We start from the raw sequence: 23,618 nt of genomic DNA on the forward strand, positions 1-23,618 counted from the left end.
GCGTTACACCGTCACGCCGGCTCGCTGCCGGTAACTCGACGGGGTCTCGCCGCAGAACTTGGTGAACGCGCGAGTGAACGCACTCAAGCTGTCGAAACCGACTGCGCTGGCAGTCTTTTGCACCGACCCGCCGGGGCTGACCAGCAACGCCATCGCGCGCAACATGCGGGCATGCAGCAGGTAAGTCCGCCACGACATGCCGACCTCGGTGTCGAATTGGCGTCGCAGCGTCCGCTCGGATACCGCGACCGCGCGGCTCACCTCCGCCGCGGTCACGTCAGACAGGTGCGTCTTCGTGTACTCCATTGCGGCAGCGACTATCGCGTTGTCGGCGGTAGGCAGGCTCAGCGGCGCCTCGTGGTCGAGCGCCTCGAATACCAGGTGGCCGAGGGTCTGAAAGAAGCCGTCCGACACCGGATCACTGTCTGGGCGCCCGATCGGCCAACGCAGCGCATAGATCATCATCTGCCGGATCACCGGCGACACCGCCACGATCCGGGCCCGGCTTTCGACCGCGGGTAGCAGATGCGGATCGAACATCACCGCGACGCTGCGGACTTCTGCGGTCATGGTGGCCTGGTGTTCAAGGCCCACCGGAATCCAGGCGGCCTGCTGCGGCGGAAGGAGATAGTGCGCGGTGGCCGTCTCGACCTCGACCACGCCACCGATCGCGTATTGGATCTGATGAAGATCGTGGGAGTGCCACCCGGTGATCAGTTGGCTGCCTTCGTAGAGGTAGCTGCCGGCACGGGCCCGGCCACCGCGGCGCAACTCGACGAGTTTGGCCGATTCAGACAAAAGTCTGGCCGAAGATGCGGAGACGGTCATCGGGGGCCAGGGTACTAGTTGAGGCATGAATATCGACGACCTGATTCTGGTCAGCATCGACGACCACGTCGTAGAGCCGCCGGACATGTTCCGGCGCCATGTGCCGGCGAAGTTCAAGGACGAGGCGCCGATCGTTGTGACCGATGACAAGGGCGTCGACCAGTGGATGTACCAGGGCCGCCCGCAAGGCGTCAGTGGCCTCAACGCCGTGGTGTCGTGGCCGGCCGAGGAGTGGGGTCGCGACCCGGCGGGCTTCGCGGAGATGCGACCGGGCGTCTACGACGTGCACGAGCGAGTCCGCGACATGAACCGCAACGGCATCCTGGCGTCGATGTGCTTTCCGACCTTCACCGGTTTCTCTGCCCGTCACCTCAACATGACCCGCGAAGACGTCACGCTGGTGATGGTGTCGGCGTACAACGACTGGCACATCGACGAGTGGGCGGGTTCCTACCCGGACCGCTTCATCTCGATCGCGATCCTGCCGACCTGGACTCCCGAGGGTATGTGTGCCGAGATCCGCCGCGTGGCGGCCAAGGGCTGTCGCGCGGTGACGATGCCCGAACTGCCGCACCTGGAAGGACTTCCGAGCTATCACGACGACGACTACTGGGGCCCGGTATTTCGCACCCTATCCGAGGAGAACGTGGTGATGTGCCTGCACATCGGCACCGGCTTCGGGGCGATCAGCATGGCGCCCAACGCGCCAATTGACAACATGATCATCCTGGCCACCCAGGTCTCGGCGATGTGCGCGCAGGATCTGCTGTGGGGTCCGGCGATGCGCAACTACCCGGACCTCAAATTCGCCTTTTCCGAGGGCGGAATCGGTTGGATCCCTTTCTATCTCGACCGCTGCGATCGGCACTACACCAACCAGAAATGGCTGCGCCGCGACTTCGGCTCGCAACTGCCCAGCGAGGTGTTCCGCGAACACTCGTTGGCGTGCTACGTCACCGACAAGACGTCGCTGAGGCTGCGTCACGAGATCGGCATCGACATCATCGCCTGGGAGTGCGACTACCCACACTCGGACTGCTTTTGGCCGGATGCCCCCGAACAGGTGATGGCCGAGCTACGGGGCGCAGGGGCCGACGACACCGACATCAACAAGATCACCTGGCAAAATGCCTGCAACTTCTTCGGCTGGGACCCGTTCGCTCGCACGCCGCGCGAACAGGCCACGGTCAAGGCTTTGCGCGCCAAGGGCGCCGACGTCGACGTGTCGATCCGATCGCGCAAAGAGTGGGCGCGGCTCTACGAGCAGAAGCAGCTCGTCTAGCGCCGACGCTTGTCTGCTCGACGCGGTTAGGTAACCAGCGTGACCGAGTTCGCCCGGCGCAGCTTGCCGGATGACGTCTTCGGAATGGTGCCGGGGCCGAGCACCACGACGTTGCGCGGCCGCACATCGACCTCGGTGACGACCTCATGGGCCACCTGGTGCTCGATGCGGCGTACCTCGGCGGGATCCTGCCAGGAATTGGATTCGACTGCGACAGCGAAGGTTTCGCGCGAATGCCCGGCGTCGAGTCGCACCGCGACGGCGCAGCCGGTGCGCACACCCTCGACGCGGCCGGCGGCCCGCTCGATGTCGGTCGGGTAGATGTTGCGGCCGGCCATGATGATCACGTCCTTGACGCGGCCGCAGACCACGATGTGGCCGTTTTCCATCAGGTAACCGAGATCGCCGGTGTCATACCAGCCGTGCTCGTCCTGTGCGGGCAGGAATCCGCCCATCGTGATGTAACCGGGCGTCACGCATTCGCCACGCAACTCGATCACCCCGACACCGCGGGCAGGCATCACGTTGCCGTTCTCGTCGACGACGCGCGCCTCGAGATCCTTCAGCAGCGGACCGAGCGAGGCCAGCCGCCGGGTGTTGCCCTTGCTGGCCGGAACGGCGCGGCGCAGCGCGGCCAGCAAGTCGGCATCGACCTCGTCGACCACCAGTCCCGCGTTGCACTCCGAGAACGACACAGCCAGCGTGGTCTCCGCCATGCCATAGGCAGGCAGGATCGCCGACGGCTTCAGCCCGAAGGCCTTGCCCGCATCGAGGAGGTCCTCGACGTCGGCGGGATCGACGGGCTCGGCGCCCGACAGCGCGAACCGCAACGTCGACAGGTCGTACTGGCCGGGCTCGGCCTGCTTTCGCAGCCGCTTGGCGAACAGCGCATACGCGAAGTTCGGCGCAGCGGTCATGGTGCCCTCGTACTTGTCGATCAGCTTGGCCCACAGCAGCGTGTCGCGCAGGAAGTCCATCGGCGTGACCTTGACCAGCTCGGCGCCGAAGTACATCGGGATGGTCAGGAAGCCCACCATGCCCATGTCGTGGAAGCAGGGCAGCCAGCTGACCATGACGTCCTTGTCGACGTCGTACTGGGCGCCGATGAACATCGCCTCGGCATTGGAGTAGATGTTGCGGTGGGTGATTTGAACGGCCTTGGGCGAGCCGGTCGACCCGGACGTCAGCTGCATCAGCGCCAAATCGTCCTCGTCGGTCTCGACCGGGTCGATCGGCTCGGACTCGAGCAGGTCGCCGATCTTGAGCACCTTGATGCCTTTTTCTTCGAGCACCGGGATGGCGACGAGGAAGGGCTCGGAGACGATCACCGCGTTCGCCTCGATCATCGTGATCACGTTCATGGTGTCCTCGGCCCACACGGCGAGGTCGGTGCGCGGCGTGGGCTGGTGCAACATCGTCAGGCTGGCGCCACGCATCCACAGCGCCTGTGCGGTGGGGGCGATCTCGACCGGGAATCCGGCCAGGACGCCGACCGCGTCACCGTGGCCCACGCCCGCGGCGGCCAGTCCGCCGGCGACGCGACGGGCACGTTCGTGCACCTCGAGCCAGGTGTGCCGGACGGGCTCGTACGGCTCGCCGGTGACCATGCCCCGCGAGCTCGCATGAGCGTTGCGGAACATGTTGTCGGTAAACCTGCTCACGATTGCCTCCTCGGTTCCGGCGCCATCGTCCAGCCCTTAATGTTGCTCCTGCTCAAGCACACTTTGGGATAGCCGCGCGCCCACAATTGGGCAGCGATTTCATCTCGAATAGGTGGTGCCCCGGTAACCGCGTGAAAGGTCGCGACGTCGCGCAAGGCACGCCCGCCGACCGCACCGGCGGGCGAAGAAACCAGGCTCGTTGCTCGACCGGAAGTCATCACCGCCGACAATCTTAAACTCCCCTTAAGGAACTGCCAAACTGTGCGGTGGATTCGGCGCTTCGTCGCCTCCTCCAGTCACCCCGCGGCGGGGGCGGGAACCACCCGGGGACCATGTACCGGGCCGCTGGCGACCCGGACGGTCCGGCAGACGCCGGCGCCGGACAATTCGGTGCCCACGTCGACGGCCGATGCCGCCGATTGGCACAGAAATGCGCACGTCGGCCCCGAGCCCGACACGATGCCGGCCAATGCGCCGGCCTCCACACCGGCTCGCAGCACCCGGCGCAGCGGTGAACTCAGGCTCAACGCGGCCGGCTGTAGTTCGTTGCCCAGCAGCGGGGCCAACTGCTCCGGGTTTCCGGCTGCCAGCGCGGCCAGCACCGGGCCTGCCTCGTCGAGCCGCGGCGGGTCGCCGACCTCACGCAACCTGTCCAGCTCACGGAATACCTTCGGCGTGGACAACCCGCCCTTGGCGAACGCGAGCACCCAGTGAAAAGTGTTGCGGGTCAACACCGTAGCGAGTTCTTCGCCGCGACCGGTGCCCAGCGCGGTGCCCCCGTGCAGGGCGAACGGCACGTCACTGCCCAGCTCGGCGGCCAAGGTATGCAGGTCGCGGCGGGGCAGGCCGAGCTCCCACAGCGAGTTGAGCGCCACCAGCACCGCCGCCGCGTCCGCACTGCCACCGGCCATTCCACCGGCCACCGGAATCCGTTTGTCGATGGTGATCGACACGTCCGGCGCCCGTCCGACGTGCTCGGCCATCAGTTCGGCCGCCTGCCACGCCAGGTTGCGCTCGTCGAGCGGCAGCTGGCCGGCACCCTCGCCGGTGATTTCGAGCGACAGCACGTCGGCGTTGCGGACCGTGACCTCGTCGACCAGCGACACGGCGTGAAACACCGTCGTCAGCTCGTGGTAGCCCGTCGTCAACAAGTCCCCGACGGCCAGATAGAGGTTGATCTTGCCGGGCGCGCGGACCGTCACCGAACCAGTGGGCACCCACTGAGCTGCGGTGCTTGGATCCCTCGGCACCGAACGAGACTATCGCCAGTCGGTCAGTTGGCCGGCGCGTGCCGCGGGGCTTCGCCTCGGGGGGTGGCGTCGCCCGTATCGCCCGAGCGTTGGTACAGCCTGACGAATTCTTCGACGGTCAACGTCTCACCGCGTCGAGACGGGTCGATGCTGGCGGCCAGCAGCCGGCTCGCTGATTCGTTACCCGAACCGGCCCACTCGACGAATGCGTTACGAGAAGTCTTGCGCCGCTGAGCAAATGCGATGTCCACGAGTTTGAACACGTGCTGACGGAACGAGGGGTCAGTCGGCCACGGCGGGGTGGTGTAGCGGTCGATGCGCACCAGACCGGAATAGACGCGCGGGATCGGCCAGAACACGGTCGGTGACACCGTGCCGTGCCGGCGAACCTCCCCGTGAAAACGGACTTTGACGCTGGGAACGCCGTACTCCTTGCCGCCCGGCTCAGCCGCGAGCCGTTCGGCGACTTCGGCCTGCACCATCACCATCACCGTTCGCAGCGTCGGAAATTCCGCCAGCAGGTGCAGAATCGCGGGGACCGCGACGTTGTAGGGCAGATTCGCCACCACCGCGGTCGGTTCGGACGCGAGATCACCAGGCCCGATGGACAGCACATCGCGGTTGATCACCGTCAGCCGCTGAGCCTCGCTGTTCGAATGCTCGGCCACGGTCTGCGGCAGCCGCTCGGCCAGCACCGGATCGATCTCGATCGCGCTGACGGTGCATCCGCGGTCCAGCAACGCAAGGGTGAGCGAACCGAGGCCGGGACCGACCTCCAATACGTGGTCGTTGCGGTTGACGCCCGACGCGGTGACGATCCGGCGGACGGTGTTGGCGTCGTGGACGAAGTTCTGCCCCAGCGATTTACGCGGCCGGAATTCGAGTTCCTTGGCTAGCCGACGGATCTCGGTTCGCCCAAGTAACCGGATGGTCAGCGCGCACCCGCTCGACCGCTGCACACCGGCCACGCTCCCCAACCCTGACGGGACTGCGTCACCTGTGCGACGGCGATCTGCTCTTCGCGGCTGGCCAGGTCCGCACGTGGCGCAAACCTCAAGCCGCCGTTGCGTTCCCAGGTGTTCTGGTCGAACTGCACGCCGCCGTAGTACCCGTTCCCGCTGTTGATCGCCCAGTTTCCGCCGGCCTCGCACCGCGAGATGGCGTCCCAGATCTCGCCGTTGGCTACCGGCGGCACCTCGGTGCCCGGCTTGGTGCCGACCCGCACGACAGCCTCGCGGGCGGGTGTGACGACGTGGCTGGCGACGGGCAGGCGGCCGGTCTCGACGCCGTTGACCTTGGAGACCGCGAACGTCATGTCCTGCGTGCCCGGGGTGCCCTTGTCCTCGACGATCTCCTTGCTCATGTTCATCTGCGGGTCTTCGATGCGACGCCGCGGCGGATCCAGCGGAACCCGCTCGGTGATCCTGTCGATCCGAAACCGGATCACCTGGATGTGCATGCCGTCGATCACCGGAGCGCTCGCGCTGGGTGTGACGTGGTCGCTCTGCTCGAGCGGCACGCCGAGGCCGGCCAGCAGATCGCCGACCCGGGCCGCGGCCAAGTGGACGGTGCGGACCTGTCCGCCGTCGTCGAGTTCGACGGTCTTGGCGCTGACCACGGGCAGGGCCATGCCGGCCAGCGGCACGCGGCTGCCACGAGAGGCCGCCGCCGGGGCGGTGTCGGTCATCGCGAGCTGGGCGAGCGCCTCGTCAACCGTGGACGCGGTGGTCCAGACCTGCTTGGTGTTCTGGCCGTCCAGCGAAATCTCCAGCGGCCGGCTGCGGCGCAGCACGATGTTGGCGGCGTCGTGGACCTTCTCCTTGGCGGCGGGGTACAGGTCGTCGCGATCGCTGACCTTGAACCCGTTCTCGGAGATGATGTCGATCACCCGCGACTTCATCGTCGTCACGGTCATCGCGTTGCCGTCGACGCTCAGCGTCACTGTCTTGTAGTCGGCAACTGCGACGGCTCCGGCGAATGCCAAGACCAACAAGAGTCCCGCAACAAGTAAGCGCAGAGCCGGCGACGGAGCCTGATGGAGTTTCGTAATGACGTTCAACGCGCGTGTATCCCGACCTAATTCACGTGAGTTACAACCAAAAGGGGCCGCTACGGCCCCCGCTTTCGATAACGAGAAGGTAACGAATAGCCCTAACGAGGGCAACTCGACCGCGGCCACATTAACGGAGTTTTAATCCTCGGACCCCATGCCATAGGCCCGCCGCGCGTTGTCGGTAGTGATCTCCGCCACCTCTTCGGCCGACCGGTCGATCAGATCGGCCAGTGCGCGCGCGGTGTACGGCAGGCAGTACGACTCGTTCGGCGCGCCGCGATACGGGTGCGGCGTCAAGAACGGCGCGTCGGTCTCTACCAGCAGTTGTGCGGTCGGTACCAGCGGGACGGCGTCACGCAGCGCGCGAGCGTTCTTGAAGCTGACGGTCCCGGAGAGGCTGATCAGCCAACCGGCGTCGGCGCAGGCGCGGGCCAGGTCTTCGCCCGAAGAAAAGCAGTGAAAGATCACAGTCTCCGGCGCGCCCTCGGCGCGTAGCACGTCGAGCACTTCGGCATCGGCGTCCCGGTTGTGGATCATCAGCGGTTTGCCCGTCCGCTTGGCCAGGTCGATGTGCCACGCGAAGGCTTCCCGCTGCACGGCCGGGTCTGCGCAGCCGTCCAGCTTTCCCGGCCAGTACAGGTCCAAGCCCGTCTCACCGATCGCCACCACCTTCGGGTGGGCCGCGAGCCGCTCGACGTCGGCGCGAGCGTCGTCGGTCAGCGTGTCGGCACGAGTGGGATGCAGCGCGACCGCGGCGTACACCCGCGCATCCCAGTCGGCAGCCCGGGTCGCCCAGCGCGCCGACTCCAGGTCGTCGGCGATCGTGACTACCGCGGCCACGCCGACCGCCGCTGCGCGATCGACGATCGCGTGCACGCTGTCGGCATCCGTCGCGCCGCACGCGTCCAAGTGGGTGTGCGCGTCGATCAGCGGGCTCAGCGGCGGCGGAGGGGGCGGCGGCGGACGTTTGGAGCTCACGCGCACACCATAAGGTGGAACCCCTGATGAGCAAGCCGCCCTACTACGTCACCACCGCGATCACTTACCCGAATGGCGACCCGCACGTCGGGCACGCATACGAGTACATCGCCACCGACGCGATCGCGCGTTTCAAGCGACTCGACGGTTACGACGTCCGCTTCTTGACCGGCACCGACGAACACGGCCTCAAGATGGTCGAGACCGCGGCCGCGGAGGGCATTCCGACCGCCGAGCTGGCCAAGCGGAATTCCGACGTGTTCCAGCGCCTGCAAAACAAGCTGAACATTTCTTTCGACCGGTTCATCCGCACCACCGACGCCGACCACCACGAGGCGTCGAAGGCCATTTGGCGACGGATGCAGGACGCCGGTGACATCTACTTGGACACGTATTCGGGTTGGTACTCGGTGCGCGACGAGCGGTTCTTCGTCGAATCCGAGACCGCTGAGGTCGACGGCAAGCGGATCGCCATCGAAACCGGCACGCCGGTCACCTGGACCGAGGAGCAGACCTACTTCTTTCGGCTCTCGGCCTACACCGAGAAGTTGTTGGAGCACTATGACTCTCATCCCGACTTCATCGCGCCCGAAGTCCGCCGTAACGAGGTGGTCAGCTTCGTCTCCGGCGGACTGCGGGACCTGTCCATCTCGCGCACCTCGTTCGACTGGGGCGTCAAAGTCCCCGACCATCCCGACCACGTCATGTACGTCTGGGTGGACGCATTGACCAACTACCTGACCGGGGTCGGCTACCCGGACACCGAATCCGATGCCTTCCAACGCTATTGGCCCGCCGACCTGCACATGATCGGCAAGGACATCATCCGGTTCCACACCGTCTACTGGCCCGCGTTTCTGATGTCGGCCGGAATCGCTTTGCCGAAGCGGGTTTTCGCTCACGGCTTTCTGCTCAACAAGGGTGAGAAGATGAGCAAGTCGGTGGGCAACATCGTCGACCCGAACACGCTGATCGACACCTTCGGCCTGGACCAGCTGCGGTACTTCCTGCTCCGCGAAGTTCCCTTCGGCCAAGACGGCAGCTACGGCGAAGACGCGATCATCACCCGGATCAACGCCGACCTGGCCAACGAATTCGGCAACTTGGCTCAACGCTCGCTGTCGATGATCGCCAAGAACCTCGGCGGAGTTGTCCCGACGCCCGGCGACTTCACCGCGGAGGACACCGAACTGTTGGCCGCCGCCGACGGCCTGCTCGAGCGGGTGCGTGCCGAATTCGACCGCCAGGCAATACATCTGGCGTTAGAGGCGATCTGGCTGATGCTCGGTGCGGCGAACAGATATTTCTCGGCCCAGGAGCCGTGGGTGCTGCGCAAGAGCGAATCCGAGGCCGACCAGACGCGCTTCGCGACCGTGCTTTACGTGACGATCGAAGTAGTGCGCATCGCGGCGCTGCTGGTTCAGCCGGTGATGCCCGATTCGGCCGGCAAATTGCTCGACCTGCTCGGCCAGTCGCCGGAGCAACGCAGCTTCGCCGCCGTCAACACCCGGCTCGCGCCGGGCACGACGCTGCCGGCACCCACCGGCGTCTTCCCGCGTTATCAGGTCGACTAGACCAACAGCGTCGCGCACAGTGCCGCGACCGCCAGGCCTTGCATGGTCGCTCTGGCCGTGATGACGGCGTCCCAATCGTGTTGCAGCGCGCGGGCATCGACGACCGCACCGGCCTCGTCGGCGGCGGAAGTCATCTGGCGATTGATCGGCGCGCTCACCTGCAGGTAGATCACCAGCCACACCAGCAGCAGACCGAAAGCAACCCCGGCCAGCTCCGCATGCAGCCAGCGACCGGATACGGCGGCCAACACGACACTGGTCCCCGCGGACACCAATCCGATTACCCCGGGCAGCGGCATCCGCCGGTCGCCGTAGCGGTGCACATTGCCCATCACCGACAGCAACGCCCGATCATCGACCCGCGCCAACGCGGGCCGCTGCACCATCGCGCAGAACACATCCGTGCCGTAGACCACCGCGGTGCCCAGCACCGCGATCATCGCGAACAATTTCTCGACCATTACGCCCTCCTCTGTTGGTGTTAGCAGCGCTAACCCTGCCTTTAACCAGAGGTAATAGCGTTGCTATTCCCGGTATCGGCGCTAACATGCGAAGCATGGCCATCGAAGACCGCCGCACCCGCGAACGGGCGGCCCGTAGCCGGTTGATCACCTCCACCGCACGCAAGATCGCCGAAGAGGAGGGGTGGGAGGCCGTCACCACTCGCCGGTTGTCCGCCGAAATCGAATACAGCCAGCCCGTCCTCTACAAGCACTTCGCCGGCATGGAGGGCATCGTCGCGTCCGTCGCCGTTCAGGGGTTCGCCGAGCTGAGCGACACGCTGGCCGCTGCTCGTTCCGGTGCCGCCGACGGTCCCGACGCCCTGGCCCGAGTTGCCCACGCGTTCATCGGGTTTGGGCGCGACAACCCGGCGCTGTTCGACGCGATGTTCACTCGCGCGACCACCGTCGCGTTTGCCGCCGAGGACACCCCGGCCGAACTGAACGCTGCCTTTCACGAGCTGCGCGCGGCGGTCGACGGGGTCGCGGGCACGCGCGACGCCGACACGTTGACCGAGGTGGTGTGGGCCGGCCTGCACGGACTGATCGCCCTCGAACGCAGCGGGCGGCTGCGCCCCGACTTTCACGATCAACGCGTAGACGTCCTGATCGCCAACATCTGCGACAGCGAGTGAGCCTGATCACACACGGTCACAACCACAGCGCCGCGGGTGTCTAGGGGGCAGCACAACCCCATCCAGACAGGAGACAACCATGACCGCCCAGCGCACTCACGTCGTCGTGATCGGCGGCGGATACGCCGGCACGCTGGCCGCCAACCATCTGCGGCTCAACGCCGATGTCGACATCACGGTGGTGAACCCCCGGCCGGTGTTCGTCGAACGGATCCGCTTGCACCAGATGGTCGCCGGCAGCGGCGCTGCCGCCACGGATTACGGCACGCTGCTCGGCGCCGGCGTCCGACTGGTCGTCGACACCGCCGAGCGAATCCACGACGGAACCGTCGAGCTGACATCGGGCACCGTGCTGCACTACGACTACCTGATCTATGCGGTCGGCAGCACCGGAGTCGTCCCGTCCGCGGTGCCGGGCGCCCGCGAATACGCCTATCCGATAGCCGAATTCGAGCAAGCCGAACGGCTACGCCGGGCCCTCGACGAGCTGCACCCCGATGCGCCGGTCACCGTGGTCGGCGCGGGACTGACCGGCATCGAGACGGCGTCCGAGCTGGCCGAGCAAGGCCGGCGCGTGCACCTGGTCTGCGGCGGGACACTCGGTCCGTCCTTGAGCCGGCCCGGCCGCCGTTCCGTGGCCAAGTGGCTGCGCCGGTTGGGCGTGACGGTGCTGGAGGCCCCGAAGGTCACCGCTGTCCATTCCGACGGTGTGGTGCTGGACGACGGAGCCGTACTGCGCAGCGCGCTCACGATCTGGACGGCGGGCTTCGGGGTGCCGGACCTGGCCGCCCGTAGCGGATTGCCGACCGACCGGCTGGGTCGGCTGCTCACCGATGAGACACTGACCTGCGTGGACGATCCCCGCATCGTGGCGGCCGGCGACGCCGCCGCGCCCTCGGGCCACCCGCTGCGAATGAGCTGCCAGGCCGCCATCCCCCTCGGCGCGCAGGCCGCGAACACCGTGTTGAGCCGAATCGCCGGAACCCCAGCCAAGCCGGTCAACCAGGCGTTCACCGGTCAGTGCATCAGCCTTGGCCGCAAGTACGCCACCGTCCAGCTGGCCCGCCCCGACGACAGCCCGCTGAACTTGTTCATCGGCGGCAGGATCGCGGCATCCGTCAAAGAAGCGGTCTGCAACAGCACCGTGTGGGGAATCCGCAAGGAGGCTGCAAAGCCCGGTTGGTACCGCTGGCTCAAGGGCGGCAAGCGGGCGCGGCGGCTGGCCGCCGAGGCGGTCCCGGTGCCGTGACCGAGGCCGACAGGCACGCAGAGCGGTTCGTGTTGCTGCGACCGCTGCTGTTCACCATCGCCTACGAAATCCTCGGCTCGACAACCGAAGCCGACGACGTGCTGCAGGACAGCTACCTGCGCTGGGCGGAGGTCGACCTCTGCCGCGTGCACGACACCAAGGCGTATCTGGCCCGGCTGGTCACCCGTCAAGCGCTCAATGCGCTGCGGGCGGGTGCCCGGCGCCGGGAAGACTACGTCGGACCGTGGCTTCCAGAACCCCTGCTGCTCGACGACCAGGATCCTTCGGCGGATGTCGTCTTGGCCGAGTCGGTGTCGATGGCGATGCTGGTGGTGCTGGAAACCCTCGGCCCGGACGAGCGAGCGGTGTTCGTGCTTCGCGAGACGTTCGGCTTCGACTACGACGAAATCGCCTCGGCGGTGGGCAAATCGACGGCGGCGGTGCGTCAGATCGCGCACCGGGCCCGCGAACACGTCCACGCCCGGCGCAAGCGGTTCACTCCCGTCGACCCCGACCAGAACGCCCGCATCGCCGCGGAATTCATGGCGGCGGCGGCCGGTGGTGACGTACAGGCGGTGATGTCGATGCTGGCCCCCGACGTGGTGTGGACCTCCGACAGCAACGGCAAGGCAAGCGCCGCACGCCGTCCGGTGGTCGGCGCCGACAAGGTCGCCAGGTTCGTCGTCGGGCTGATGGCACGCGGGGCGCAGGTGCCGGAAGTCCGCGTGGAGATCGGCATCTGCAACGCCGCACCCGCGGTGCTGCTCTACAACTGTGAGCGGTTGGAGGGCGTGTTCACCGTCGAGATCGTCGACGGCACGATCACCAACTTCTACGCGATGCGCAACCCCGACAAGCTGGCCGCGGTCACGACGGCACGCAGAATCAGCCGCGGCTGAGTTTTCTGCCAAGCTAGGAGGCGTGCGAATCGACCGGCTCGGCGATCTGGGCAGCCCCTACGAGGTGCTGCGCGCCATCGGTGATGCCACAGACCGGCTGGGGCTGCCGGCGCCGGCCGCGCTGACCGGCCAGTGGTTCGGCGCGCTGGCCGTGATCGCACCGAGTGTGCCGATCGTCGCGATAGACACGACCGATGCATTCGACGTGCGACCGGGCTCGCACAGCACCACGGTCGGCGGTGGCTGGATCGGCTATGTGTCGTACCCGGATCCGGCCTCCGACGGGCGGGCACCCCGGGTGCCCGAGGCCGCCGGCGGATGGACGGACTGCGTCCTGCGCTGCGACCGCGACCGTCAGTGGTGGTATGAGAGCCTCTCGGGCGCCCGGATGCCCAGTTGGCTCGCCGACGCGTTGGCTGGACCCAGTCCCGGTACCGGGCCGCGCGCATATCGAATCGATTGGGACCCTGCCGACCGCGAAGCACATCGGGCCGGGGTACTGGCGTGTCTGGAGGCCATCCGGGCGGGCGAGGTCTACCAGGCATGCGTGTGTACGCAGTTCACCGGACGGCTGGCCGGCGATCCGTTGGACTTCTTTCTCGACGGCGTCGCCCGCACCGCGCCGGACCGGGCAGCCTACGTCGCCGGCGACTGGGGTGCGGTCGCGTCGCTGTCGCCGGAGCTGTTCCTGTGTCGTCGAGGCGATCTGGTGATGTCGAGCCCGATCAAGGGCACGCTGCCGCTGCACGCACCCCCGGCTGCGCTGCGCTCGTCGAGCAAGGACGTCGCGGAGAACGTGATGATCGTCGACCTCGTGCGCAACGACCTGGGCCGGATTGCGGTCACCGGGTCGGTCACGGTGCCCGAGCTGCTTGTGGTGCGCCCCGCACCGGGGGTGTGGCATCTGGTGTCGACGGTCGCGGCACAGGTGCCGACCGAGTTGCCCACCGCCGCAATGCTGGACGCCACATTCCCGCCCGCGTCGATCACCGGAACACCCAAACTGCGCGCCCGAGAACTGATTTCGCAGTGGGAGCAGGCGCGACGTGGAGTCTATTGCGGCACAGTCGGTTTGGCCTCGCCGGTGGCGGGCTGCGAATTGAACGTGGCGATCCGGACGGTGGAGCTCGACGCGATGGGCAACGCCGTCCTGGGATCCGGCGGCGGTATCACGGCGGACTCCGAGCCGGATGCCGAGTGGGAGGAATGCCTGCACAAGGCCGCGCCCATCATCGGCGCTTCAGCGTCGGGCCTGCAACACCGCATCGTAGAGCTCACGCCGTGACGGCGCACCCGGCGTCGCTGAAACAACCTGCGCGCAGGCATCTTTGACGCCCATCCCGTCGTCGACCAGCGCGACGACCTGAGCCACCAGGCTCGGCAGGTCGGCCTGCAACACCGCGCCAGCCAGCACCACGGTGATCTCGCCGAGCACACCGTCGGCCGACCAGGCGGCCAGCTCGTCCAACGATCCGCGCACCACTTCCTCATGCACCTTGGTCAACTCACGGCACACCGCCGCCCGCCGCTGCCCGCCGAGTTCGGCGACCGCGTCGAGCAGGCAGGCGTGCAGGCGGCGCGGCGACTCGAAGAACACCGCCGTGCGCTGCTCGGCTGCCAGTGACGCCAACCAGCTGCGGCGCGCACCCTGTTTCCGCGGGGCGAAGCCCTCGAAGCAGAACCGCTCCGACGGCAGCCCAGACACCGCCAGCGCCGTCGTCACCGCCGACGGGCCGGGCAAGCACTGCACTGTTAGGCCGGCCTCGACACAGGCGGCCACCAGCCGGTGACCGGGGTCGCTGATCAGCGGCATTCCGGCGTCGGTGACCAGCAGCACGGTGGCGCCGCCGCTGATTTGCTCTATCAACGCAGGTACCCGGGCCGCTTCGTTGTGGTCGAAGAGGCTGACCACCTTCCCGGTGATCACCACTTCGAGCGCCTTGGCAAGGGTCCGGACCCGACGGGTGTCTTCTGCGGCGACGATGTCCGCCGACGACAGCGCCGCGATCAGGCGCGGAGAGGCGTCGGACGGCTGGCCCAGCGGCGTGGCACCCAGCAGCAGTCGACCCGTAGACATGGGCCACAGCCTACGATCGACCCGATGACTCTCACCGACGACGACGAGCTCCTCGCCGAGGCGGACTCAGTACCGGTGATCAGTCCGGGCCCCTTGGCTCCGGCACCCGATTTCGGGCCCGTCGACCGGCTCGAGGGCTGGGTGGTCACCGGCGTGGTCACGGCGCTGGCGGCACTGACCCGCATGGTGAACCTCGGCTCGCCGACGGACGCCGGCACGCCGATCTTCGACGAGAAGCATTACGCGCCGCAGGCCTGGCAAGTGCTGCACAACCACGGCGTGGAGGACAACCCCGGTTACGGCCTCGTCGTGCACCCGCCGGTCGGCAAGCAGTTGATCGCGATCGGCGAGGCGTTGTTCGGCTACACCGGGCTGGGTTGGCGATTCGCCGGCGCGATCCTCGGCACGATCATGGTGGCGCTGGTGGTGCGGATCGTGCGGCGGATCAGCCGCTCGACACTGGTCGGCGCGATCGCCGGTCTGCTCGTGATCGCCGACGGGGTCAGCTTCGTGGTTGCCCGCACCGCACTGCTCGACGGGTTTCTGGCGTTTCTGGTGCTGGCCGCCTTCGGCGCGCTGATCGTCGACCGGGACCAGGTGCGGGAGCGAATGCACGTCGCGTACACCGAGGGCCGCATCGACGAGACCCTGTGGGGCCCGCGGCTCGGTGTGCGGTGGTGGCGCTTCGGCGCCGGCGTCCTGCTCGGATTGGCTTGCGGGACAAAGTGGTCCGGGCTCTATTTCGTGGTCTTCTTCGGCGTGATGTCGTTGGCGTTCGATGTCGCGGCCCGCCGCCAGTATCGGGTGCTGCGACCGTGGTTGGGCACTTTGCGCCGCGACCTGGTTCCAACGGCATACGCGCTGTTGATCATTCCGTTCGGGGTCTACCTGGCCAGCTACGCGCCGTGGTTCGCGTCGGAGACGGCGATCGACCGGCACGAGGTGGGCCAGTCGATCGGGCCGAAATCGAATGTCCCACTGCCCGACGCGATTCGCTCGCTATGGCACTACACCTACAACGCGTATCACTTTCACGCCGGCTTGACGAATGCAGCGGGAAACTATCACCCGTGGGAGTCGAAGCCGTGGGCGTGGCCGATGTCGCTGCGACCGGTGCTGTACGCGATCGACCAACAGAACGTCCCGGGCTGTGGCGCGCAATCCTGCGTCAAAGCGGTGATGCTGGTTGGGACTCCGGCGTTGTGGTGGGTTTCGGTGCCGATGCTGGTGTACGCCTCGTGGCGCATGTTGGTACGCCGCGACTGGCGCTACGCCGCGGTGCTGGTCGGCTATTGCGCCGGCTGGCTGCCGTGGTTCGCCGACATCGACCGCCAGATGTACTTCTTCTACGCCGCGACCATGGCGCCGTTCCTGGCGATGGGGGTCGCGCTGATCCTCGGCGACATCCTCTACAAACCTGGGCAGGGAGCCGAGCGTCGCAGCCTTGGGCTGATCGTGGTGTCCTGTTACGTGGCACTGGTTTTGACGAACTTCGCGTGGCTGTTCCCGGTGCTCACCGGTCAGCCGATCTCGCAGAACACCTGGAACATGGAGATCTGGCTGCCCAGCTGGCGCTAGCGGCCGCGAAACTGGGGGTACCTCCCGCTTGCGGGGGAAAGCCCTGGCCGCGATTTTCGACTATCCACAGCCCGGCTTCTGTCTGGGGGCGCACTTCGCGACCGCTCGGCATCATCACGCACGTGGATACGCCCATCGTCGGCAGCGAAGCGGTAGCCAGCGGCGCGCTCAGCCGCGGTCAACTGCGATGGAATTATCGTCCGATATTTCCGGACATCTACCTGCCCAGGTCGGTTGACAGATCCCTGGAGGCCATGACTGTCGGCGCGTGGCTATGGTCCGGGCAGCGCTCGACGATCACCGGACGAGCGGCCGCAGCACTGCACGGCGCGAAGTGGGTCAGCGAGACCTCGCCAGTCGAAATGCTTTGGCGGAACAACCATTGCCCGCCCGGCATGATCACACGTCACGAACGATTCGCGTCAGACGCAATCATGTCGCTCCGCGGTCTCTCAGTTGCCACGCCGTTGCGAACGGGATTCGATCTGGCACGCCACCTCATAGGAGCAACCGCTGTTGCCCACCTCGACGATCTCGCCCGCGCAACGGGGATAACGAGCGCGGACGTAGCGAATCTTCTCGACCGCTATCCGGGGGCCCGGGGAAGCAGGCGTGCCCGATTACTCATCGACATGACGGACGCCGGCGCCGAGTCGCCGAAAGAATCGTGGTTGCGGCTCATCTTGATCAGCGCTGGTCTGCCGCCGCCCACTACGCAGATCCTGGTAACCGACGGCCCATTCGTGGCCTACCTCGACATGGGCTGGGAAACTCCGATGGTTGCGGTGGAATACGACGGCGACCATCATCGCCTGGATAGACGCCAGTACGTCAAGGACATCCGACGCGCGGGGTCGCTCGAGCACATCGGCTGGCACGTCATCCGCGTGATCAAAGAAGACCGCCCACGCGAGATCGTTGCTCGAGTCACGCGAGCATTAGCTCAACGCGGTTACCCGATTTCGCAGCGAAACCGAAGGTATGATCGCGGTGCCGCGTAAATCACTGCCAAAGCTTCTATTTCGCGTCAACAATCGTCAGTGATCGTCAACGATCAGCGCCCAGCTCACACGAGTCGCGCACCTTCGGCGAGTAGGTGATGTCGCCGCATTCGCATTCCCACGTCGTGTGGCGGCCACGGCCGCAGGAGCATGACCGGCTTCCGACCATCATGTGTCCCGGCAGCAGCCAGTGCCCGCGCGCGCATCGGTAGGGCCGGCTGTCGGTGTACAGCACCAGATCGTCGTCAACATCGATAGTCACGCTTCCGACAGTGACATGTTCAGCGCGCCATGGGCAGGCCACGCAGCGCATCGTGACCGTTTGGTGTCCCGCCCCGCGCGTGTCGGTTATCTGACGAAGCGTTCCCAAGACCTGACGTAACGTTCAGGCCGTGCACGTCCAGGACCTGTCGCCCGGTGAACTCGCGGCCCGCGCCGGCGTCGCGGTCTCGGCGCTGCATTTTTACGAGCGGCACGGGCTGATCACCAGCACTCGCACATCGGGTAACCAGCGCCGCTACACCCGCGACACACTGCGCCGGGTCGCGTTCATCAAGCTGTCGCAGCGACTGGGCATCCCGTTGGCTCGCGTCCGCGACGCGCTGGCCACACTGCCCGCCGACCGCGTGCCGACCAGCCGCGATTGGGCCAAATTGTCGGCGGGATGGCGCTCGGATCTCGACGATCGCATCCTGCATCTGCAGCGCCTGCGCGACGACCTGGCCAACTGCATCGGCTGCGGATGCCTGAGCTTGCGCGCCTGCGCGCTGTTCAATCCCGACGACACCCTTGGCGCGCAAGGAACCGGAGCAGTACTGCTTTAGCCCCTCCGGAATCGAACAATTGTGCGATAGAATCGGCGCCGTGGTGATCGAGGTTCAGGAGTCGTTATTCGAGTGCAACGACCGACGATCACTGGGCCGCGGAGCCTGGATCGACATCCGCTCCGGGTGGTTGACCGGGGCGGACGAGTTGCTCGGCGAATTGCTCGAATCGATTCCGTGGCGCGCCGAACGCCGCCAGATGTACGACCGCGTCCTGGACGTCCCGCGCCTGCTCAGCTTCCACGACCTGACGACCGAGGACGCCCCGCACCCTCACTTGGCCCGGATGCGGCGACGGCTCAACGACATCTATGCCGGCGAGCTCGGTGAGCCGTTCACCACCGTCGGGCTGTGCTGGTATCGGGACGGATCGGATAGCGTCGCGTGGCACGGCGACACCATCGGCCGAAGCAGCACCCACGACACGATGGTCGCGATCGTCAGTCTCGGCGCTACCCGAACCCTCGCCCTGCGACCACGGGGAGGCGGCGCATCGCTGCGGTTGCCGCAGGCGCACGGCGACCTCCTGGTGATGGGCGGCTCATGCCAGCGGACCTGGGAGCATTCGGTGCCGAAGACGTCGGCCCCCACCGGGCCGCGGGTCAGCATCCAGTTCCGACCCAGAGATGTCCGTTAGCGGTCAGTCTCTGACGGCGGCGACCGACTTCACCAACAAGTCGCGCGCCTGTTTGGTGTCGACGGGCTTGGCCGGTTGACCCTGCACCAGCATCGGATTGGCAGTCACGATCACCTGGTAGTCACCGAAATGTGCAGTGTAGTTGTACAACTCGCCGCTGCGCGGCTTGCCCTGAACCATGGTCTGCAGAACACGGTGCACTCCGAGGGTTTGGGTGCCTTCTATCTGCGGCGTGTCGACGACCTCGATCAGCCCGCGCACCCGGCCGCCCTGGAAAGCCACCTTCTTGCAGTTCCGTGGCGGTGCTTGGAACGGGACCGGCGCGGAGGTTTGCAACGCCATCGCGATAAAGCGTCCACCGTCCCCCTCGGCGGCCACCGCAGCCATGTTGCCCTGCAGGCCGGGCGGCATGTCCTCACCGATGACGAATGACGCGCACTCCGGCGGATCGAACGTCAGACCCGGCGGCAACTTGTGCGTCATCAGCACTTTGGGATCGATACCGGTCTTGGCGGTGTCCTTGACCTTGTAGCCGGGGCCGAAGTCGGACTTCACCTTCACGATCTTGGTGATATCGGCAGCGGGAGGCGCCTCCGACGATCCGTGAGAGCAGGCCGTCAACAGACAGACGCTCGCGATCGCCACCCCTAGCCGCATCATCGGGGCCAATCTAACGCACCGCCCCTACCCGCGTACGGCTGATACGGTTTTCACCAGCAAGTCGGCGGCGAACTGTGGCGTCAGCGCCGGATTCGGTGAGCCGGGATCGCTGACCACGGTGGTGAAGGCGTAATAGTCACCCAGGTAGGCAGTGAAGGTGCTTGCCTGCGAACCGATTTCATTGCCTCCTTCGACGGCGGTGACAATGTCGGCGGTCATTCCCAAGGCATCGGCGCCGTCGATGCGAGGAGCGTCGACCAGACGCACGAGCGCGCTGGCCCGCCGGCCGGCCATGCGCCACTGGCGGCACTGGTCAAGCAACGCGTGGTCCAACGACACACCCCCGGCCGGCGCGGCGACCACCATTGCGTACACCGTCCCGCCCGGACCCGAACCTGAAATACCCTGCGGGGCTTGACCGCGGCCAGCGGCCGGGTCGGCAAGCGGCGCGCAACGTGGCGGGTCGGCCACGCCGGCTCCCCCGATACCCCAAACACCCTCCGGCGCAGACACATTCAATACCGGGGCCACCTCATAACCGGGCGGCAGATCACGGCGCACGCGTCTGATGTTGCCGGGGTCGACGTGGCGCGCGGCCGAACCGGCCGGCGGTGGCGGCGGATGTTCGGCCGGGTGGGCGCAGCCCGCGAGCATCAGCAGCACCGTCGCGGCCGAGGCAGGGCGCATATTAGCTGACAGCCCGAATAACTTGGCGCGCAGTATGTTTGATCTGATCCACCATATCGCGACTCAATGCAAGGTCACGCGTGTCGGGCACATCGATGACGGTGGTGACCACCCCGACGTCGTCGCGCTGCCAGCGGGCACCGTAACGGTCCATGAGCGTGCGCATGCCCACGTTGTCGGCGAGCATCCGGCCCGAAAACCTCTCCACCCCCGCCACCCGCGCGGCGACGGAGAGGGCAGCGATCAGAAACGAGCCGATCCCGCGGCGCTGGTAGGCGTCGGCGACGGTGAATGCGACCTCGGCGAGCGTTTGGTCGTGGTTGTCGCGAACAAATCGCGCGTCGGCGATCGGATTGCCGCTCAGGTCGGTCATCACCCAGACGAAGTGGTCGACGTAGTCGACCTCGGCGAGATAGTCCATCAGCGCCGGACTGGGTACACGCGCTGACATGAACCGCCGGTATAACGTCTCGCTGGAGAATTTCACATGCCCTTGCAGTGTTCGCGCGCTGTCACCGGGTAGCACCGGACGCAGCAGCAGTTCTGAGCCGTCACGAATCCGGACCGGGATCGGCGTGAGGAACGCCGCGAGCCGCTGGCGTATCGTCCGCACCAGTCGGGTCATGATCCCCGGGATGTGCACCAGCCGCGCGAACGCATCGCTGTCACCGATCCAGCCGGTCAGCAGCTCCGTAGTGATCACGGTCGCCGTCCGCGGAATGTGACGCAGCAGGGCGATTTCACCGACAATCGTGCCGGCGGCGACGTGCTCCAGCGTGACTATGTTGTCGTCACCGACATGTTGGATCTGAGCCGCGCCGGACGCGATGAGCAGGAACGACACCGCCCGTTCGCCCTGGCGCATCAGCGTCTGCCCCGCCGCGGCCTGCAGCGGTTGCAAGCTCGCTGCCAGCGGCATCAGGTCCTCGGCGGGGCAACCCTTGAAGATGTCCAAGCTGGCCAGTTCGTCAGCGCGCAGCGTGGTCAGTTCGGTCACCGTGCCCGCCCCCATCGCCGTCGAAGATTGTTGCCAAGGCTATGGGCTGTCAGCGTGTTGCAGCAAGGACACGCGTCCCGGCAGACTCGCTGTCGTGGCTGCCACCGACGATCCGTTGCAGAGGACCCGCGACTTGTTGGATCGCGACGCGAGCCTGCGGCACGGATTCCTGGACACGCTGGGCGAGTCGGTCGCCAGCGAAACGCCGACGCTGGCGCAGCGGGCGATGAACAGCCCGCTGGTCGCGACCATTTACGAGCGACTGTGGCGCCCGGTGGCGTTCTACGTCGGCAGCGGCATCACGACCGGCGCCGAGCAGCGCCGGGCGGCCGAAGCCCTTCGCCTTTCCTGCGCCACTCGCCTACTCGACATCGCCTGTGGCCCGGGCAATTTCACCGGCAAGCTAGCCGAGCAACTGCCACCGGGCGGACTCGCGGTCGGGCTCGACATCTCGGTTCCGATGCTGACCCGCGCCGTGCATGACAACAGCGGCCCGCGCACCTGCTACGTGCGCGGCGACGCGGGCGTGCTGCCGTTCGACGACGAAACCTTCGACGCGGTCTGCTGTTTCGGTGCGCTGTACTTGATGCCGAAGCCGATCCAGGTCGCCCGCGAAATGGTGCGGGTGCTGCGACCCGGGGGTCGCATCGCGATCCTGACCAGCCACGCCAGTCACATACCGCCCGTGCGATACGCGACGAAGGCAAGCGCCGGGGCGATCGGGATACGCATGTTCGATCGTCAGGTGTTCGTCGACTTGTTCGCCGAAGCCGGGCTCGTCGACATCGACCAGCAGATCCAGCGTCATCTGCAGTTCGTCACGGCCGGCAAAGCGGAGTAACGCTCAGGTCAGCGCGTAGAACCCCTCGTCGGCCCCCGTCCCGGCCTGCGTTTCACCGGCCATCAGAGCCTGGGACTTGAACACACGAGCGGCGGCGCTGGGCTGATGCCGGACGGCGACGAAGGTGCGGCCAAGGTTGGTTGGGTGGTGGCGGCCCCACAGCAAGACGTCGGCCTCGTCATCTCCCATCGCGAGCACCTGGTGGCGTACGGCGTCACTTCTGACCATCACGTCTGTGGCCGCCGCCAGCAGGTGCGGGCGCCGCAGCATCCCCGAACCCGACAGTCGCTCGGCGAGCCGTGCGCCCAGGATTCGGAGGGGCCGATCGTCGATCACGATGTCGCCGTCGATCACGACGCTGACCTCCCAGCCCGCCATGGCGCGGTCAAAGATCAGACCACCGATCGACCGCACCACGTCGGCGACGTTGGCCGCCACGATCTGGAATTGGTAGCTGCCAGGATCACCGGCCTGCTCGCGCAGCGTCCCTGCCGGCGAGGAGAGCCGGCGTTGGGCGCGATGCGATTGGTTGAGCGTGCTAGCCAGAGCGGTCACGTGGGGTCCATTCGCCGATGTGCGCAATTATCAATGACACTACGAAGATAGAGTAGTGGTGGACCGCGATAAAAACCAAGTACGTTGCCGCGATCTCCTTTGCCATCGAGAATGCGGGCCGGTGGCCGCTACACTGCCGGGATAGCTCAAAGACGTAAACCCAATCCCGACCAACGCCGCCGCGAGCTCTGCGACGCGGCGATACAGCTGCTGGCCGACGATGGCGCCAAGGGCCTGAGCCACCTCAAGGTCGACAGCCGTGCTGGGGTTCCGGACGGCACCACGTCGTTCTACTTCCGCACCCGCTCGGCACTGTTGCAGGCGGTCGCCGAGCGCATGGTCGAACTCGACCTCGCCACGTTGCAGACCGTCGCCGACAGCGCTGCCGTACCCGACGGGTCGTCGGCGTCCGCACTGGCCAAGCTCGTCATCCAGAACGGGAACGAACCCCAGCTCAGCCGCACCCGAGCGCGGTATGAGATGGCTATCCAAGCCACCCGGGACCCAGTGCTAGGCGCTACCCTGCAACGCGCCGTGGATGCCTTCACCAAGCTGCATCACGACATCCTGGTCCAGTTGTTGCCACACGGCGCCGACCTCGATCCCGCCGTGGTCGACGACCTCAGCAACGTGACCCTTACCTTCATCAACGGGCTCATGCTGCGCTTGGTCCACGGTGACCGGATCATCGATACCCCGGAGCAACTCGACGGCGTGCTGACGGCCATCGTCGACGGCATCCTGCACAGCAACCAAAAGGGCCGACTCACCCACGACGGCGCCGCGCTGCAATCACCCACCGCATAGCGCCGCGAATCGAGCCATCCGAACCTCTACAGCAATAGAGTAGGC

The 23,618-nt window shown here is 66.6% G+C and carries 25 protein-coding genes; 12 read left to right on the forward strand and 13 right to left on the reverse strand.

Annotation, left to right across the window (positions count from 1 at the left end):
* Positions 1–3: 3 nt before the first annotated feature.
* Positions 4–828, reverse strand: a complete 825-nt coding sequence (locus tag MKK62_RS03205) for an AraC family transcriptional regulator (protein WP_240262442.1) — start codon at positions 826–828, stop codon at positions 4–6.
* A 25-nt stretch (positions 829–853) separates the two neighbouring features.
* On the opposite strand from MKK62_RS03205, the gene MKK62_RS03210 reads away from it, so the two are divergent.
* Positions 854–2,110, forward strand: coding sequence for an amidohydrolase family protein (locus MKK62_RS03210; RefSeq protein ID WP_240262441.1), 1,257 nt, complete (start codon positions 854–856; stop codon positions 2,108–2,110).
* 26 nt (positions 2,111–2,136) lie between these two features.
* On the opposite strand, the gene MKK62_RS03215 is transcribed toward MKK62_RS03210, so the two are convergent.
* From MKK62_RS03215 to MKK62_RS03235, 5 genes are all read right to left on the reverse strand, one after another.
* Positions 2,137–3,771: a fatty acyl-AMP ligase gene (locus tag MKK62_RS03215; RefSeq protein ID WP_240262440.1), complete on the reverse strand. Its 1,635-nt coding sequence runs from the start codon at positions 3,769–3,771 to the stop codon at positions 2,137–2,139.
* 296 nt (positions 3,772–4,067) lie between these two features.
* Complete coding sequence (locus tag MKK62_RS03220) at positions 4,068–5,021, reverse strand: 4-(cytidine 5'-diphospho)-2-C-methyl-D-erythritol kinase (protein ID WP_240262439.1); 954 nt, start codon at positions 5,019–5,021, stop codon at positions 4,068–4,070.
* Positions 5,022–5,044: 23 nt separating this feature from the next.
* Entirely contained in the window at positions 5,045–5,989 is a 945-nt protein-coding gene (rsmA, locus tag MKK62_RS03225; RefSeq protein WP_434085020.1) for a 16S rRNA (adenine(1518)-N(6)/adenine(1519)-N(6))-dimethyltransferase RsmA, read from the reverse strand.
* A complete protein-coding gene (locus MKK62_RS03230; protein WP_240262438.1) occupies positions 5,953–7,080 on the reverse strand; it encodes a resuscitation-promoting factor in 1,128 nt (375 codons plus the stop codon). The genes rsmA and MKK62_RS03230 overlap by 37 nt, the downstream gene beginning before the upstream one ends.
* A 132-nt stretch (positions 7,081–7,212) precedes the next feature.
* Positions 7,213–8,058, reverse strand: a complete 846-nt coding sequence (locus tag MKK62_RS03235) for a TatD family hydrolase (protein ID WP_240262437.1) — start codon at positions 8,056–8,058, stop codon at positions 7,213–7,215.
* A gap of 20 nt (positions 8,059–8,078) precedes the next feature.
* Between MKK62_RS03235 and metG the strand changes: the two genes are divergently transcribed.
* A complete protein-coding gene (metG, locus tag MKK62_RS03240) occupies positions 8,079–9,626 on the forward strand; it encodes a methionine--tRNA ligase (RefSeq protein ID WP_240262436.1) in 1,548 nt (515 codons plus the stop codon).
* On the opposite strand, the gene MKK62_RS03245 is transcribed toward metG, so the two are convergent.
* Positions 9,623–10,087: a DUF1772 domain-containing protein gene (locus tag MKK62_RS03245; RefSeq protein WP_240262435.1), complete on the reverse strand. Its 465-nt coding sequence runs from the start codon at positions 10,085–10,087 to the stop codon at positions 9,623–9,625. The genes metG and MKK62_RS03245 overlap by 4 nt on opposite strands.
* Before the next feature lie 95 nt (positions 10,088–10,182).
* Here MKK62_RS03245 and MKK62_RS03250 point away from each other — a divergent pair, with 95 nt between their 5' ends.
* From MKK62_RS03250 to MKK62_RS03265, 4 genes are all read left to right on the forward strand, one after another.
* Positions 10,183–10,761 carry a TetR/AcrR family transcriptional regulator gene (locus MKK62_RS03250; protein ID WP_240262434.1) on the forward strand — a complete coding sequence of 193 codons (579 nt, stop codon included), beginning with the start codon at positions 10,183–10,185 and terminating at the stop codon, positions 10,759–10,761.
* A 79-nt stretch (positions 10,762–10,840) separates the two neighbouring features.
* Complete coding sequence (locus MKK62_RS03255; RefSeq protein WP_240262433.1) at positions 10,841–12,010, forward strand: NAD(P)/FAD-dependent oxidoreductase; 1,170 nt, start codon at positions 10,841–10,843, stop codon at positions 12,008–12,010.
* Positions 12,007–12,909 (forward strand): RNA polymerase sigma-70 factor, encoded by a 903-nt coding sequence (locus MKK62_RS03260; protein WP_240262432.1) that lies wholly within the window; start codon positions 12,007–12,009, stop codon positions 12,907–12,909. Before MKK62_RS03255 ends, MKK62_RS03260 begins: the two co-directional genes overlap by 4 nt.
* A 22-nt stretch (positions 12,910–12,931) precedes the next feature.
* Positions 12,932–14,194, forward strand: coding sequence for an aminodeoxychorismate synthase component I (locus tag MKK62_RS03265; protein ID WP_240262431.1), 1,263 nt, complete (start codon positions 12,932–12,934; stop codon positions 14,192–14,194).
* Here MKK62_RS03265 and rsmI read toward each other — a convergent pair.
* Positions 14,150–14,986, reverse strand: coding sequence for a 16S rRNA (cytidine(1402)-2'-O)-methyltransferase (gene rsmI / locus MKK62_RS03270; RefSeq protein WP_240262430.1), 837 nt, complete (start codon positions 14,984–14,986; stop codon positions 14,150–14,152). The genes MKK62_RS03265 and rsmI overlap by 45 nt on opposite strands.
* A 24-nt stretch (positions 14,987–15,010) precedes the next feature.
* Between rsmI and MKK62_RS03275 the strand changes: the two genes are divergently transcribed.
* On the forward strand, positions 15,011–16,564 hold the full coding sequence (locus MKK62_RS03275; protein WP_240262429.1) for a dolichyl-phosphate-mannose--protein mannosyltransferase: 1,554 nt from the start codon (positions 15,011–15,013) through the stop codon (positions 16,562–16,564).
* Positions 16,565–16,686: 122 nt separating this feature from the next.
* A complete protein-coding gene (locus tag MKK62_RS03280) occupies positions 16,687–17,565 on the forward strand; it encodes a hypothetical protein (protein WP_240262428.1) in 879 nt (292 codons plus the stop codon).
* A 46-nt stretch (positions 17,566–17,611) separates the two neighbouring features.
* Here MKK62_RS03280 and MKK62_RS03285 read toward each other — a convergent pair whose 3' ends face one another.
* Entirely contained in the window at positions 17,612–17,827 is a 216-nt protein-coding gene (locus tag MKK62_RS03285; RefSeq protein ID WP_240262427.1) for a hypothetical protein, read from the reverse strand.
* A gap of 130 nt (positions 17,828–17,957) precedes the next feature.
* Between MKK62_RS03285 and soxR the strand changes: the two genes are divergently transcribed.
* Positions 17,958–18,389 carry a redox-sensitive transcriptional activator SoxR gene (soxR, locus tag MKK62_RS03290; protein ID WP_240262426.1) on the forward strand — a complete coding sequence of 144 codons (432 nt, stop codon included), beginning with the start codon at positions 17,958–17,960 and terminating at the stop codon, positions 18,387–18,389.
* A gap of 40 nt (positions 18,390–18,429) precedes the next feature.
* Positions 18,430–19,026 carry an alpha-ketoglutarate-dependent dioxygenase AlkB gene (locus tag MKK62_RS03295; protein WP_240262425.1) on the forward strand — a complete coding sequence of 199 codons (597 nt, stop codon included), beginning with the start codon at positions 18,430–18,432 and terminating at the stop codon, positions 19,024–19,026.
* Positions 19,027–19,029: 3 nt separating this feature from the next.
* On the opposite strand, the gene MKK62_RS03300 is transcribed toward MKK62_RS03295, so the two are convergent.
* The 3 genes from MKK62_RS03300 to pat are packed head-to-tail and all read right to left on the reverse strand — an operon-like array spanning position 19,030 to position 21,385.
* Positions 19,030–19,686, reverse strand: coding sequence for a DUF5642 family protein (locus tag MKK62_RS03300; RefSeq protein WP_240262424.1), 657 nt, complete (start codon positions 19,684–19,686; stop codon positions 19,030–19,032).
* A gap of 24 nt (positions 19,687–19,710) precedes the next feature.
* Entirely contained in the window at positions 19,711–20,373 is a 663-nt protein-coding gene (locus tag MKK62_RS03305) for a DUF5642 family protein (protein ID WP_240262423.1), read from the reverse strand.
* Position 20,374: 1 nt separating this feature from the next.
* On the reverse strand, positions 20,375–21,385 hold the full coding sequence (pat, locus tag MKK62_RS03310; protein ID WP_240262422.1) for an acetyltransferase Pat: 1,011 nt from the start codon (positions 21,383–21,385) through the stop codon (positions 20,375–20,377).
* A gap of 79 nt (positions 21,386–21,464) precedes the next feature.
* Here pat and MKK62_RS03315 point away from each other — a divergent pair, with 79 nt between their 5' ends.
* Positions 21,465–22,211 (forward strand): class I SAM-dependent methyltransferase, encoded by a 747-nt coding sequence (locus tag MKK62_RS03315; protein ID WP_240262421.1) that lies wholly within the window; start codon positions 21,465–21,467, stop codon positions 22,209–22,211.
* A 3-nt stretch (positions 22,212–22,214) separates the two neighbouring features.
* On the opposite strand, the gene MKK62_RS03320 is transcribed toward MKK62_RS03315, so the two are convergent.
* Entirely contained in the window at positions 22,215–22,766 is a 552-nt protein-coding gene (locus MKK62_RS03320; protein WP_240262420.1) for a hypothetical protein, read from the reverse strand.
* A gap of 141 nt (positions 22,767–22,907) precedes the next feature.
* On the opposite strand from MKK62_RS03320, the gene MKK62_RS03325 reads away from it, so the two are divergent.
* Positions 22,908–23,573 (forward strand): TetR/AcrR family transcriptional regulator, encoded by a 666-nt coding sequence (locus tag MKK62_RS03325; protein ID WP_240263846.1) that lies wholly within the window; start codon positions 22,908–22,910, stop codon positions 23,571–23,573.
* Positions 23,574–23,618 lie beyond the last annotated feature (45 nt).

The sequence above is a fragment of the Mycobacterium paraterrae genome (assembly GCF_022430545.2).
Classification (GTDB): domain Bacteria; phylum Actinomycetota; class Actinomycetes; order Mycobacteriales; family Mycobacteriaceae; genus Mycobacterium; species Mycobacterium paraterrae.